Genomic DNA, 13,369 nt, shown 5'->3' on the forward strand with positions numbered 1-13,369 from the left:
ATCGCCGGAATCGTCCTGAGCAGCCTCCGATCTCCTGAATCCGGTACGTCGTCGACGGCGAGGGGTGCGGTTCAGCGCGGGGTCACCTCGGCGAGTCGACGCTCCAGGAACCGCCGCTCAGGCTCGGTGCGCACCGTGGCGAGCGCCTCGCGGTAGCGCTCGGCGGCGGCGTCCGCGAGTCCCAGCCGGCGCAGGAAGTCCGCCTGGGCCGCCGGCAGCAGGTGGTAGCCGGCGAGCCGGCCGGATGCCTCGAGCGCAGCGAGTTCGGCCAACCCCTGGCGGGGGCCGAACGCCATGCCGTCGGCGATCGCCCGGTTGAGCTCGACGAACGGCGAGTCCGCCAGCAGTGCCAGCCGGGTGTACCGGTCGGCGATCGCGTGCCAGTCGGTGTCGGACTCGCTCGCCGCGCGCGCATGGACCGCCTGGATCTCGGCCTGCAGGCCGTACGCTCCGGGCGCCGCACCCCGGAATCCGTCGACGAGCGCGAGGCCCTCGTCGATCTCGGCGGCGTCCCAGCGACCGCGATCCTGCTCGCCGAGCGGCACGAGGTCGCCCGAGGCATCCGTCCGCGCGTCGGACCGCGCGTGCTGCAGGAGCAGCAGCGCGAGCAGGGCGCGCGGCTCCGGGGCATCCGGCAGCAGCGCGGTGAGGAGCCGGGTCAGCCGGATCGCCTCGTCGGCGAGGTCGAGGCGCTGCAGGCGCTCGCCCGATGAGGCGAGGTAGCCCTCGTTCGCGATGAGGTAGAGCACCGCGAGCACGCCGCCGAGCCGCTCCGGCAGCTGCTCGCTCGACGGCACCCGGTAGGGGATGCCGGCGTTGCGGATCTTGCGCTTCGCCCGCACGATGCGCTGCGCCATCGTCGCCTCGGGCACGTGGAACGCCGCAGCCACCTCGCCGGTCTCGAGCCCGCCGACCGTGCGCAGCGTCAGCGCGACACGCGCCTCCATCGGCAAAGCCGGGTGCGCGCACGTGAACACCAGCCGCAGCCGGTCGTCCCACGCCGGTCCGTCGGTGCGCGCGACCAGGTCGGCCGGATCCGGCGGTCCGTCGTCCCGCCCTTCGAGTCGTTCAGCCATCAGCCACTCCTGCACCTTCGTCGCCTCCACGCCGCGGCGCCGCAGCCGGTCGAGCGCGAGGTTGCGCGCCGCGGTCGTGAGCCACGCCCCGGGGTTGCGGGGCACGCCGTCGCGCGGCCAGGTCGCCGCCGCCCGTTCGAACGCGGCGGCCGAGGCCTCCTCGGCGACGTCCCAATCGCCGGTCGCGCGGATCAGCGTCGCGACGACCCGCGCCCACTCGTCGCGGTGGGCGTCGCGCAGCGCGTCGGCGACCTCCGGAGCGAGCGGCCCAGCGCCGCCCGCGCCGGATCCGGAGGCCCGCCCGTGCGCCCGGTCGCCGGCCGCGCCGGTCAGCGCACCACCGCCCTCGCGAGCGCCGACGCGGCCGGCGGCTCGAGTCGCACGTCGCGCAGCTCGGCCTCCCGCCGGTCGCGGGCGACATGGTCCTCGTAGTGATCGAACGGCCAGGTCGGCCGGAGTTCGATCGTGCCGCCGCGCGCCATCGGATGCTTCGCCGCGACCTCGATCGCCTCCGCGAGGTCGCGGACCTCGAGGTAGTCGAAGCCGGCGATCCACTCCTTCGCCTCGGCCATCGGGCCGTCCGACACGATGACCTCGCCGCCGCGGCGCTTCACGAACGTGGCGTCTGCGGGCGGGTGCAGCACCTCCCCGAAGAGCCTCGCGCCGCGGCCGTCCATCTCGGCGACCCAGGCCTCGGGGTCGTCTCCGCCTGCCTCGGCGCCGGGCTCGGTGCGTTCGCCCGACGGATCCGACACGACGAACATCACGTAGCGTCGTCGACCCACCTCGGCCGCCGCCGGCATCCCGCGGGGCACGATGCGCGAGCCGTCGGCGCCCGGCCACTGCACGAACGGACGGATCTCCACGCGTCCGAAGGACGCGACCGGATGCCTCGACGCGATCTCGATCGCTTCGTCGAGGTCACGCACGTCGATGACGTCGAACCCGCCGACCGACTCCTTCGACTCGGTGAACGGCCCGTCGGCGACGAGCACCTCGCCGCCGCGGACCCGCACGGTGGTGGCATCCTGCTCGGGGCGCAGGCGCTCGCCGAATTCCGACGCGCCACGGGCCTCGAGTTCGTCGACCCAGGTGCCGATGTCGTCCTTCGCCGGGTCGTACGGCACGGCGTCGGTCTCGTCCACCGCGTAGAACAGCGCGTATTCCATGTCGGAATCCTCTCTCTCGGTCACGCTACGCAGGTACGACGAACGAGGGGAGAGGGAATCGACACCCGGTGTGGGTGTCGCGTGGAGCTCGTGGTGGAGGACCCAGGATTCGCACCTGGCAGGGCGCCTCAGGTGCGCATCCCCCTAGGGCAACAGAGCCTAGCGAAATCGGACCTGCGAGGGCAAGGATGGGGCGTATGACTGCGCTGACCGCCGACGACATCCGCCGCGTGTTCCTCGACTTCATGGCCGAGCAGGGCCACGTCATCATCCCCCGGGCGCCGCTGATCCCGCGCGACGACCCCACCACGTTGTTCACCGGAAGCGGCATGCAGCCGCTGCTGCCCTACCTGCTCGGGGCGGAGCATCCCGCCGGCCGTCGCCTCGCCGACAGCCAGACCTGCCTGCGCGTGCAGGACATCGACGAGGTCGGCGACAACCGCCACACGACCTTCTTCGAGATGCTCGGCAACTGGAGCCTCGGCGACTACTTCAAGCAGGAGCAGATCCCGCAGGTGTGGACGTTCCTCACCGAGAAGGTCGGCCTCGACCCGAACCGCATCTACGTGTCGTGCTTCAGCGGCGACCCCGAGCACGGCATCCCGAAGGACGAGGAGTCGGCGGGCATCTGGGCCCGGCTGTTCACCGAGGCGGGCGTTTCGGCCGACCAGGTCGAGGTCGGCACCGAGGAGCACGCGTCGGAGGTCGGCACCGGGGGAGCCCGTATCGCGTTCTACAGCGACAAGAACTGGTGGTGCCGGGGCGGCAAGGCTTCCGAGATGCCGGTCGGCGAACCCGGCGGGCCCGACACCGAGATGTTCTACCTGTTCCCGCAGGTCGAGCACGACCCCGCCTACGGCGAGCACTGCCACCAGAACTGCGACTGCGGCCGGTTCATCGAGCTCGGCAACTCGGTGTTCATGGAGTACCGGCGCACCGAGGACGGCTTCGAACCCCTGCCGCGCCGCAACGTCGACTACGGCGGCGGGCTCGCGCGCATCGCCGCCGCCGCGATCGACAGCCCCGACGTGTTCCGCATCGGCCTGCTGCATCCGATCATCGCGAAGCTCGAGGAGCTCTCGGGGCGCAGCTACGACGACGAGACCCGCGCGATGCGCGTCATCGCCGATCACCTGCGCGGGGCGACGTTCCTCGCGGTCGACGGCGTGCAGCCGGGCAACAAGGGCCAGGCGTACGTCATGCGGCGCCTGATCCGGCGCGCGGTGCGCTTCGCGTTCGACCTCGGCCTCCAGGAGAACTTCTTCCCCGAGATCATCCCCACGATCGCGCAGATCTACGCGGCGCACTACCCCGAGGTCGGCGAGCACGCCGAGTTCGTGCAGCGGGTGCTCGCGAAGGAGGAGCAGTCGTTCCGGCGCACGCTGCGCAAGGGCCTCAAGCAGCTGCGCGAGTACCGCGAATCGGGCGTCACCGGGCACGAGCTCTTCGTGCTGTACGACACCTACGGGTTCCCGGTCGAGCTCTCGGCCGAGGAGGCACTGGCGCAGGGCATCGCGGTCAGCGACGATTGGCGGGCCGAGTTCGACGGCGAGATGGCCGCGCAGCGGGCGCGGTCGCAGCAGAGCACGACGCTGCACGTCTGACGGGGCGGCCGGCGTCGTGGACGCGCCGGAGGCTGCCGCGCCGCCCGATCCCGATCACGCGAGCTCTGGTCAGTGCGGCAGCACGAGCGAGACGCCCAGCGCGATCATCACGACCGCGATGACGGCGTCGAGGAGGCGCCAGGCCCGCGGCCCCGACAGCCACCGGCCGAGGCCGCGCGATCCGTACGCCAGCCCGAAGAACCAGAGGATGCTCGCGAGACCCGCGCCGAGCGCGAACCACCACCGGCCGTCGCCGTGGGTGTTCGCGACCGATCCGAGCAGGAACACCGTGTCGAGATAGACGTGCGGGTTGAGCCAGGTCAGCGCGAGGCAGGTGCCGATCGTCGCCGCCAGCGAGGTCCGGGCGAGCGTTCGGATGGTGCGCCCGCCGCCCGCGGCGGGGGCATCCGTGCGCGGTTCAGGAGATCCGGTCGACCCGGTCGGCGTGTCGACCCCCGACACGCCGTCGCGCGCTGAGATCTCCTGAACCGCGAACACCGGCTCGGATGCCTCGGGGGACGGGGATGCCTTCGCGTCGGATGCCTCTACGCGGAGCGCCTCGCCGCTCGGGCGCCACGCGCGCTTCGCGGCGAGCAGGCCGTACGTGACGAGGAAGGCGGCACCGGCCCAGCGCACGACGTCGACGAGCCACGGCACCGCGTTCAGCACCGCGCCGATGCCGGAGACGCCGACCACGATCAGCACGAAGTCGCTGATCGCGCAGATCGCGGCGACCGCGAACACGTGCTCGCGTCGGATGCCCTGGCGCAGCACGAAGAGGTTCTGCGCGCCGATGGCGACGATGAGCGAGAGGCCGAGGCCGATGCCGGCGATGAGAGCGGTGAGGTCCACGCCTTCGACCGTACGGCGGAGCATACCTGAACTCCAGTTCAGGATTCTGCAGCACCATTAGCATGGCTTCAGATGGAGATTCCGTTCGAGCTCGCCCGCACCCTTGCAGCCGTCGTCGACGAGGGCACGTTCGACGCGGCATCGCGTCGGCTGCAGGTCACGCCGTCGGCGGTGTCGCAACGCATCAAGGCGCTCGAGCAGCAACTCGGGCGCGTGCTGCTCGTCCGCTCGAAGCCCGTGCGGGCGACCGAGGCGGGCGCCGTCGTCGTACGGCTCGCCCGCCAGCTCGCACTGCTCGAGCACGAGGCGCTCGCCGAGTTCGGCCTCGATGATTCGGCCGGTCCCGGGCGGCCGATCTCGATCCCGCTCGCCGTGAACGCCGACACGCTCGGCACGTGGATCCTCCCGGCCCTGGCAGAGCTGTCGGCGCGGCATCCGATCGTGTTCGACCTGCACCGCGACGATCAGGACTTCACGACCGAGCTGCTCGAGTCGGGCACCGTGATGGCGGCGGTCACGTCGCAGGCGACGCCGGTCGCCGGATGCGTCGTCCGCACGCTCGGCGTGATGCGCTACCGGGCGGTCGCGACGCCGGCGTTCGCGGCTCGATGGTTCACCGGCCGGCCGACGCCCGCTGAACTGACGCGGGCGCCGGTCGTCGACTTCGATCGCCGTGACGACCTGCAGACCGGTTACCTGCGATTCGTCGGGGCGGATGCCTCGGCCGCGCCCCGGCACTACGTTCCGGCGTCGAACGACTTCGCGGTGGCGATCAAGCTCGGGCTCGGGTGGGGGATGCTGCCGGGGTTCCAGTCCGACGGGGAGTTGGCGTCCGGCGCCCTCGTCGCGCTCGGCGGGCCGCCGATCGATGTTCCGCTGTACTGGCAGCAGTGGAACCTGCGTTCGCCGCTCCTCGCGGCGATCGCAGACGGGGTGGTGGCCGAGGCCGCCCGCGCGCTGCGCGGCTGATCCCAGCCTCCCGATACGCAGCCGCCCGACACCGAGCCAGGTGACACCGCGCCGCGCCGCGCGGAGCCTGGCCGCAAGAACCGTGTGCATGAGAATCCGTCCTACAGGCACTCCTGCAGGCCTATGCGCCGGATTCTCATGCACACGGGGTCGACATCGAGGATGCCCGCACTGGGACATCCGTCCCACTCTTGGTACGCTCACCCGCGTGAAGACGCGAACCCGACGATCGGTGACCGTCGGGATCGCACTCACGGTGCTCCTCGCGCTCGGCGCGGGCATCTCGTTCGTGCTCTCCGACGAGCTCGGCATCAGCAGCGAGCCCTCCGACGTCCCGGCCGAGCTGCTCACCGCTGCGCCCGAGACTGCGGCGGTGCTCCCGCCGGAGTTCACCTCGATCGACGCGCCGTCGACGCCGCGGCTCGACCTCGCCGTCGACGAACTCCGAGCGGCCGTCGACGACGCGATCGACGGCGCCGGCGGCGCCGGCGAGGCATCCGGTTCGGCGACGTTGCAGGTCGTGATCGGCGACGGCGATCCGGGCGACGGCGATCCCGACGACGAGACGTACCGGCTCGACGGGGATGCCTCGGCGCTGCGCATCGTGGCCGACGGCGCGGCCGGCGCGGTCCGCGGCGTCTACGACCTCGCCGCGGCGGCACGCGACCGCCGCCCGCTCACCGAGCACCTCGGCGAGGAGGTGACGAGCCGCCTCGGCTTCCGGATGGTCGACCTCGGTGCCGTCGGCGTCACGGTCGACGAGGAGGCGTGGGCCGCCGGCGACGACTACTCCCACAACTCGAAGGCGTTCGCCGACGTGATCCTCGCGGACGCGCCCTACATCGACGAGGCGGCGCTCGAGGTCGCGCGGGCCGACTTCGACGCGTACGTGCGCCATGTACTCGCCGAGGGGTACACGGCGATCGCCGTGCCCGGGCTCATCGAATACCTGACGTTCTCCGAGGTCGGCGACGGTGCGGCCGGCGGCGACGGGTCGGTCTATGGCCCCGACGACGACCACGTGGCCCGCGCCGAGGCGATGCGTGCGGCCTTCGGTCCGATGTGGAAGCAGGCGCACGACCTCGGGCTCGACGTCTTCTTCCGCACCGACATGCTCACGCTGACCACGCCGCTCGAGGAGTACCTCACGGCCCGGTTCGGCGACCTCGCGACGGCGACGGCGGACCCCGCGTTCTGGGACGTCTACGCATCCGGCCTTGACGAGCTCTACGCCGAGATGCCCTACATCGACGGCGTGCTGATCCGCATCGGCGAGGCAGGGCGCGTCTACGACCTGCCCGGCTGGGACTACTACTCGGAGCTCGGCGTGACGACGGTCGACTCGGTGCGTGCGATGCTCACCGCGCTCACCGCGCAGGCCGAACGCGTCGACCGCGAAGTGATCTTCCGCACCTGGAGCGTCGGCGTGGGCGCGGTGGGCGACATGCACACGAACCCGGAGTCGTACCACGCGGTACTCGACGGCATCGACTCGGACCGGCTCATCGTGTCGACGAAGTACACGCTCGGCGACTTCTACAGCCATCTGCCGTTCAACGACACGCTCGAGACCGGCGACCAGCGGCGCATCGTCGAGTTCCAGAGCCGGCGCGAGTTCGAGAACTTCGGCGCCTTCCCGAACGACCTGGGCGTGCAGTACCGGGAGGCGCTGCAGCGGTTCCTCGCCGCGAACCCGAAGGTCGAGGGCATCTGGACCTGGACGCAGGACGGCGGTCCCTGGCGCGCCGGACCGCTCTCGCTCGAACTGAAGGCCGGGTTCTGGCAGTTGTACGAGCTGAACACCGAGCTCGCGGTGCGCCTCGCGCGCGACCCCGACGCCGATCCGGCGGCGATCACCGCCGACTGGGCGCGGCGCTGGTTCTCCGACGACCCGGCGACCGTCCGCGCGATCGGCGAGGCGATGGCCGACTCGCGCGAGGCGATCAGCGACGGGCTCTACATCGGGCCGTTCGCCGACCGTCGCGTGTTCGCCATCGGCCTCGAACCGCCGCCCATGATGTGGATCTTCGAGTGGGACATCGTGACCGGCGACAGCGCGGTGCTCGACGTCATCTCCGACATCAGTCGTGACGACATCGACGAGGCGATCGCCGGCGGCGATCGGGCGATCGAGGCCGTCGAGCGGATGCGCGAGCGCGTCGAGGCGACGGATGCCTCCGCGTGGCGCGATCCCGCGATGCGCGACGAGTTCCTCGCCACGCTCGACTACCAGGCGTCGACGTACGCGATGCTCGGCGACTACCGCGAGATGTTCCTGCGCCAGGGCCAGTGGCACGACACGGGCGACCCGGTCGCGTACGAGCGGTGGGATGCCGCGCGCATCGCGTTCGAGGCATCCGCCGCCTCGCACGAGGCCGACTACGCGGGTGACCCGTACCACCCGGCCTACAACCTGACCGCGGCGCAGCTCGGCGTCGAGCGCGCCGAGCGCGACCTGCCCATGGCGTGGGCCGCGCGCATCCTGCTGGCGCTGCTCGTGCTGTGGGTCGCGTACGGGGTCGCGGCCGAGATCGCGGCCCGGCGTGCCGCACGGCGTGCGTCTTCCGCAACCGGGCCTGCCGCAACCGGCCCTGCCGCGTCCGGCCCTGCCGCGTCCGGCGCCGCCGCGACCGGCGTGGCCGGATGGCCCGGCGCCCGGGCCGCGCTCGCGCTCCAGGTCGCGGCGACCCGGCCGTGGCGGGCCGCCGAGGTCACCGCCGGCCTCGGAGCGCTCGACCGCGTGCTCCTGGTCGCCGTGCCCGCGGTGCTGCTGGCTGCGAGCCGGGGCATCCAGACCTGGTTCCTCGCGCCCGCGCACCTGGTCGTGACCCTCGGTTCCTGGCTGGTGTTCGCGCTCGTGGTGCTGCTGCTCGGCCGCCGTGCGGCGTGGCCGGTGCTGGCCGCGATCGGCGGTGCCGCGACGATCCGGGTCGCGCTGCTGCTCGCCGTGCTGACGCCCACCGGCCCCGGCGGGTACTGGTACGGCTTCTGGACCGACCCGACCGCGCGGTCGATCTACGTCACGCTCGCGTTCGCGGCGTTCGGCTGGGTCGTGGTCGCCGCCGCCTGGGCGCTCGCCGGCGCGATCGGCGCTCGCCGGGCGACCGGGGTCGTGCTCGTCGCGGCGGGCGCCGTGCTCGCAGCCGTCGGCGGGTTCGTCGGACTCCTCGGGCTCGAGGCCGCGGTCACGGTGTGGAACGACCAGATGTCGCTGCTGCCGTGGGGGCTCTCGCGCATCCTCGGCATCACGGTGTACCTCGACATCCCGGCAGACACGGCGTGGACCGCCGCGGCTGCGGGGCTCGTGGTCGCCGCGGTGGGCGGCGTGCTCGCCCTGCCGCGGCGGCGACGACCGGCGTAGCGGCTCGGCCCCGAATCGGCAAGCCCCTGCCGCCCGAGGCATCCGTGACGTTGACTCGATGTCAGGCGGTGAACCCGCCGACGAAGGTCAGGCGGAGACCCCGCCGGAGAGGAGTCCGACATGGGCAACGAAGAACGCATCGACGCGGCTGCCGACGACGTCAAGGGCAAGGCGAAGGAGGCCTGGGGCAAGGCCACCGACGACGAGCGCCTCGAGGCGGAGGGCAAGGGCGACCAGGTCAAGTCCGACCTGAAGAACGCCGCCGAGGACGTCAAGGACGCCTTCAAGCACTGACCCCGGCCGCCGGGCGCGCGATGCGCCCGGCCGGTCGACACCCAGAGGACGCCGCCGGATCGGAGTACCGAGCCGGCGGCGCTTCCGTGTGCGGAACCGGTTGGCCGGCCCAGTTCGCTACCTGGGCGGCCGCAGGCTACCCGAGCCCGCTACCCGAACAGGCGCTGGAGCCGCTGCACGCCGTCGAGGAGCGCCCCGTCGCCGAGCGCGTAGCTGAAGCGCAGGTAGCCCGACGGCCCGAACGCCTCGCCCGGCACCGCGGCGACCTCGGCCCGCTCGAGGATGAGGTCGGCGAGCTCGAGCGACGTGGTCGGCGTCACGCCGCCCCACTCCCGGCCGAGCAGGCCCGTGACGTCGGGGTACACGTAGAAGGCGCCCTGCGGCACCGGCACCGTGAACCCGTCGATCTTCGACAGTTCGGCGACGATCGTGCGCCGACGGCGGTCGAATGCGCGGCGCATCTCCTCGACCGGCTCCTGCGGCCCCGTGAGGGCGGCGAGCGCGGCCTTCTGCGAGATGTTCGACACGTTCGACGTGAGGTGCGACTGCAGGTTCGCGGCGCCCTTGATCAGGTCGGCCGGGCCGACCATCCAGCCGAGGCGCCACCCCGTCATCGCGTAGGTCTTCGCGACGCCGTTGACGAGGATCGCCTGCTCGGCGAGCGCCGGGACGGCCTCGACGATCGAGACCGCACGCGGGCCGGGCGCACCCACCTCGGTGTCGAGGTCGGCGTACGTCAGGTTCTGGTAGATCTCGTCGGCGATCACGAAGATCCCGTGCTCGAGCGCCCACTCGCCGATCTCGCGCACCTGCTCGGGCGAGTAGACCGCACCGGTCGGGTTCGACGGCGAGACGAACAGCAGCACCTTCGTGCGGTCGGTGCGCGCGGCCTCGAGCTGGTCGACGGTGACGAGGTAGCCCTGGTCGGCGCCCGCGAACACGTCGACCTGCACGCCGCCGGCGAGCTTGATCGCCTCGGGGTACGTGGTCCAGTACGGGGTCGGCACGAGCACCTCGTCGCCGTCGTCGAGCAGGGTCTGGAAGGCCTGGTAGACGGCCTGCTTGCCGCCGTTGGTCACGATGACCTGCGAAGCGGATGCCTCGAGCCCCGAGTCGCGCGCCGTCTTCGCGGCGATCGCCTCGCGCAGGTCGGGCAGGCCCGCGGCCGGCGTGTACCGGTGGTTCTTCGGGTCGGCGACGGCCGCGAGGGCCGCCTCGACGATGTGCGCGGGCGTCGCGAAGTCGGGTTCACCCGCCGCGTACGAGATGACGGGGCGACCGTCGGCCTGGAGTGCCTTGGCCTTGGCATCGACCTTGAGGGTCGCGGACTCGGCGATGGCGGCGATACGGGCGGACAGGCGGCGCTTCTCGGTCACCCGTACAGCCTAGGACGCACCGACCGCCGCGGCATCCGTGCACGGCGAACATGACGGCTGACCGACGGGCGCCCCGTTCGGGTGTCGCCGCAGGGCCCCGCGACGAGTAGCGTGCGGCCATGGATGCGCCGTCGCCGATCTTCGCCGGGGTCGAAGGCGTCTGGAACGCCGACCCGGTGCACGTCGCCACCCTGCTGTTCCGGCAGGCGTTCGCGCCCCTCCACGACCGGTCGTTCCCCGCGCGGAGCACGAGCATGCTCGGCGACGACCTCGGCGCGCTCTGCGGTGTGCAGCTCGGCATGATCCGCACGCAGGGCGGCGAACCCGGAGCGACGCTCAACCGGCTGGCGCTCGAGTACGTGCTGATCTGGGAGCGCGCGGGCATCGCGGGCCGGATCGTCTCGGGTGGAGATGTCGCCTCGTCGCAGGTGCTGATGCTGCGGATGGGGCTCAGCGTGCTGCAATCGGCCGACCCCGAGGCGACGGTCCGCGCCCTGCTGGCGCGCTGAGGCGTCGCAGGCTTCTAGAGACTCTGCCCGATGTCCCACAGCCGGTCGGGACGACCGTCGATCGCCTCCGACACCGCGAGCGCCTGGTCGTCGGAGAGCGAGGCGATGTAGTCCACGACGCCGCGGCCGACGCCCAGGCGGGCGATGTCGGATGCCTCGGGCACCGGGACCCCCTCCGGTCGGGCCGCACGCACGCGCGCGTACCCCTCGCTCGCGAGCTCGACGAGTTCGCGCAGCCGCTCGGGCACCCGGTGCCGGTCGATGTCGTCGGTGACCCAGGCGGTGAGCCCCTTGACCGCGCGGGTCAGCACCCGGCTCAGGCCCCGCTGGTACATCGCGATGTCGGCGCGGTCGAGGATGAAGTGGCGGTGCACGAACTTCAGCACCTCGACCTCGTGCCAGGCGAGTCGGTCGAGCATCACGAGGCCGGTCCGCGGTTCGTCGGCCGGCGCGGGCACCACCGAGGTCTGCAGGTGGTTGATCCACCGGTTCGTGAACGACGAGAGGGCGCGCTCCGACGCGATCGAGCCGTCGAACGGCGAGGCGAGCAGCCCGTCGACGAGGTCGTCGGCCACGACGTCGACGGCCGCGGCGAACGCGTCGGCGTCGGCGATCCACGGATCGCTGCGCACGAGCTTGCGCCGCAGGCCCTCGAGCGCGGCCCCCGCCGGTGCGCCCCGACGCGCGAGGTCGGCGTCGGCGAGGTCGCGCAGCCCGGCCGCCCCGTCGAGCCAGCCGCGGAACTCGCGCGCGACCGCACCCTGGCTGAGCAGTCCCGCCCGGTAGAAGTCGTCGACGTCGTGGATCGAGTACGCGATGTCGTCGGCGAGGTCCATGATCGAGCACTCGAGCGACTGCTGGAACGCCGGCAGTCCGCGCCGGGCGTCGGCGAGGTCGACCGCGTCCAGGTCGTATGCCGAGAACTTGCCGATGTCGACGCCGCCTGCGGCCCGACGCATCCCCCGCGGCAGCCGGCCGCCGGCGAGCGGCGAGACGTCGGCGAACCGCGTCCACGGGTACTTCGCGACGGCGGCTCGCACGGCCGCGGTGAGGTTCAGCCCGTGCGGCGACTCCTCGGTCACGTCCAGCGTCGCGAGGATCCGGTACGACTGCGCGTTGCCCTCGAAGCCGTCGGCGAGGCCCAGCTCCTCCCGGGCCAGCCGATCGAGCACGCGCTCGCCGAGGTGCCCGAACGGCGGATGCCCGAGGTCGTGCGCGCTCGCGGCGGCCTGCACGACGACCGCGTCGCAGCCGTGGTCGGAGGCGAGGCGCGCGGCATCCCGGGACGTATCGGGGAACGCGACCGCGATCGCGCGCGCGACGGCGGTCACCTTGATCGAGTGCGTGAGCCGGTTGTGGATCAGGGGGCCGGCGCCGGGTTGCGCGATCACCTGCGTCACCGCCGACAGCCGCGAGAAGTACGGCGAGAAGCGCACGCGCTCCAGGTCGAGCCGGAACTGCGAGTGCTCGCCCACCACGTCCACGCTGCTGCTCGGCTCCGGCACGCGGCGTGCCGCCCGGTCGTTGGCCATCGTCCCTCCGATCGACGGATGCCTCCGCGCCCGCACGTGCACGTGCGGCATCCTGCTCCAATCTACGGCGGAGCGCCCGGCGCCGGCCGCGGCGTCCGGGCCGGTTTGGCGGCGGGGCATCCGTCGCCTAGACTTGCTGAGGTTGCGACGCCGACCAAGCTTCTCCATGCCTGAAACGGTCTGGAGCGGTGCGTTCGGAAGCGACACCTCAGGGGTGTACATCCCCTGAAGGGCGGTGGCTCAATTGGTAGAGCAGCGGTCTCCAAAACCGCAGGTTGCAGGTTCGAGTCCTGTCCGCCCTGCGAGCCGGCAGGCAACGCCGGCCCACCGAAAGGGAAATACGAGTGGCCCGGAAAGTCATCGACGAACCCAGCGAGGACGTCGTCGCCAACGCCAAGCGCGAGCGCGCGGCGAAGCGCAACCCGTTCTCCCGGATCGCCCTGTTCATGCGGCAGGTGTTCGCGGAGCTGCGGAAGGTCGTCACCCCGACCCGCAAGGAGCTGTTCAGCTACACGGTCGTGGTGCTCGTATTCGTCGTCATCATGATGGCGATCGTGTGGGGGCTGGACCAGCTGTCCGGCCTGCTGGTGCTGTACGTCTTCGGAACGCCGGGCGTCTGATCGGGCC

Annotated in this window: 11 protein-coding genes and 1 tRNA gene; 7 read left to right on the plus strand and 5 right to left on the minus strand. The window is 72.1% G+C overall.

What is annotated here, in order from left to right; all coding sequences use genetic code 11:
- Nucleotides 1-71: 71 nt before the first annotated feature.
- On the minus strand, nt 72-1,409 hold the full coding sequence (locus ELQ40_RS02665; protein WP_205649472.1) for an RNA polymerase sigma factor: 1,338 nt from the start codon (nt 1,407-1,409) through the stop codon (nt 72-74).
- On the minus strand, nt 1,406-2,245 hold the full coding sequence (locus ELQ40_RS19380; RefSeq protein ID WP_370296596.1) for a YciI family protein: 840 nt from the start codon (nt 2,243-2,245) through the stop codon (nt 1,406-1,408). Before ELQ40_RS19380 ends, ELQ40_RS02665 begins: the two co-directional genes overlap by 4 nt.
- Nucleotides 2,246-2,442: 197 nt before the next feature.
- On the opposite strand from ELQ40_RS19380, the gene ELQ40_RS02680 reads away from it, so the two are divergent.
- Entirely contained in the window at nt 2,443-3,849 is a 1,407-nt protein-coding gene (locus ELQ40_RS02680; protein ID WP_205649411.1) for an alanine--tRNA ligase-related protein, read from the plus strand.
- 69 nt (nt 3,850-3,918) lie between these two features.
- Here ELQ40_RS02680 and ELQ40_RS02685 read toward each other — a convergent pair whose 3' ends face one another.
- On the minus strand, nt 3,919-4,701 hold the full coding sequence (locus ELQ40_RS02685) for a LysE/ArgO family amino acid transporter (RefSeq protein WP_240665911.1): 783 nt from the start codon (nt 4,699-4,701) through the stop codon (nt 3,919-3,921).
- Between the two features lie 72 nt (nt 4,702-4,773).
- Between ELQ40_RS02685 and ELQ40_RS02690 the strand changes: the two genes are divergently transcribed.
- The 3 genes from ELQ40_RS02690 (at nt 4,774) to ELQ40_RS02700 (ending at nt 9,325) form a co-directional block, all read left to right on the plus strand.
- The gene (locus ELQ40_RS02690) at nt 4,774-5,670 is read left to right on the plus strand and encodes a LysR family transcriptional regulator ArgP (protein ID WP_127792289.1); all 897 of its coding nucleotides are present in this window, start codon (nt 4,774-4,776) and stop codon (nt 5,668-5,670) included.
- Between the two features lie 208 nt (nt 5,671-5,878).
- Nucleotides 5,879-9,031 carry a hypothetical protein gene (locus ELQ40_RS02695; protein WP_205649412.1) on the plus strand — a complete coding sequence of 1,051 codons (3,153 nt, stop codon included), beginning with the start codon at nt 5,879-5,881 and terminating at the stop codon, nt 9,029-9,031.
- A gap of 120 nt (nt 9,032-9,151) precedes the next feature.
- A complete protein-coding gene (locus tag ELQ40_RS02700; protein ID WP_127792290.1) occupies nt 9,152-9,325 on the plus strand; it encodes a CsbD family protein in 174 nt (57 codons plus the stop codon).
- 149 nt (nt 9,326-9,474) lie between these two features.
- On the opposite strand, the gene ELQ40_RS02705 is transcribed toward ELQ40_RS02700, so the two are convergent.
- Nucleotides 9,475-10,701, minus strand: a complete 1,227-nt coding sequence (locus tag ELQ40_RS02705; protein ID WP_127792291.1) for a pyridoxal phosphate-dependent aminotransferase — start codon at nt 10,699-10,701, stop codon at nt 9,475-9,477.
- 119 nt (nt 10,702-10,820) lie between these two features.
- Here ELQ40_RS02705 and ELQ40_RS02710 point away from each other — a divergent pair, with 119 nt between their 5' ends.
- Complete coding sequence (locus ELQ40_RS02710) at nt 10,821-11,210, plus strand: hypothetical protein (RefSeq protein WP_127792292.1); 390 nt, start codon at nt 10,821-10,823, stop codon at nt 11,208-11,210.
- 14 nt (nt 11,211-11,224) lie between these two features.
- Here ELQ40_RS02710 and ELQ40_RS02715 read toward each other — a convergent pair whose 3' ends face one another.
- Complete coding sequence (locus tag ELQ40_RS02715; RefSeq protein ID WP_205649413.1) at nt 11,225-12,793, minus strand: deoxyguanosinetriphosphate triphosphohydrolase family protein; 1,569 nt, start codon at nt 12,791-12,793, stop codon at nt 11,225-11,227.
- Between the two features lie 178 nt (nt 12,794-12,971).
- Here ELQ40_RS02715 and ELQ40_RS02720 point away from each other — a divergent pair.
- Both ELQ40_RS02720 and secE read left to right on the plus strand, forming a co-directional pair.
- A tRNA-Trp gene (locus tag ELQ40_RS02720) sits at nt 12,972-13,044 on the plus strand.
- Nucleotides 13,045-13,086: 42 nt separating this feature from the next.
- The gene (gene secE / locus ELQ40_RS02725) at nt 13,087-13,362 is read left to right on the plus strand and encodes a preprotein translocase subunit SecE (protein ID WP_127792293.1); all 276 of its coding nucleotides are present in this window, start codon (nt 13,087-13,089) and stop codon (nt 13,360-13,362) included.
- Nucleotides 13,363-13,369: the final 7 nt, after the last annotated feature.

Origin of the sequence: Agromyces sp. LHK192 (assembly GCF_004006235.1) — a bacterium.
GTDB lineage: Bacteria > Actinomycetota > Actinomycetes > Actinomycetales > Microbacteriaceae > Agromyces.

Bases quoted from the DNA above. Each gene is read 5' to 3' on its own strand.
- ELQ40_RS02680 (WP_205649411.1), top strand. From the start codon at position 2,443: ATGACTGCGCTGACCGCCGACGACATCCGCCGCGTGTTCCTCGACTTC.
- ELQ40_RS02710 (WP_127792292.1), top strand. From the start codon at position 10,821: ATGGATGCGCCGTCGCCGATCTTCGCCGGGGTCGAAGGCGTCTGGAAC.
- ELQ40_RS02715 (WP_205649413.1), bottom strand. From the start codon at position 12,793: ATGCCGCACGTGCACGTGCGGGCGCGGAGGCATCCGTCGATCGGAGGG.
- ELQ40_RS02690 (WP_127792289.1), top strand. From the start codon at position 4,774: ATGGAGATTCCGTTCGAGCTCGCCCGCACCCTTGCAGCCGTCGTCGAC.
- ELQ40_RS02700 (WP_127792290.1), top strand. From the start codon at position 9,152: ATGGGCAACGAAGAACGCATCGACGCGGCTGCCGACGACGTCAAGGGC.
- ELQ40_RS19380 (WP_370296596.1), bottom strand. From the start codon at position 2,245: ATGGAATACGCGCTGTTCTACGCGGTGGACGAGACCGACGCCGTGCCG.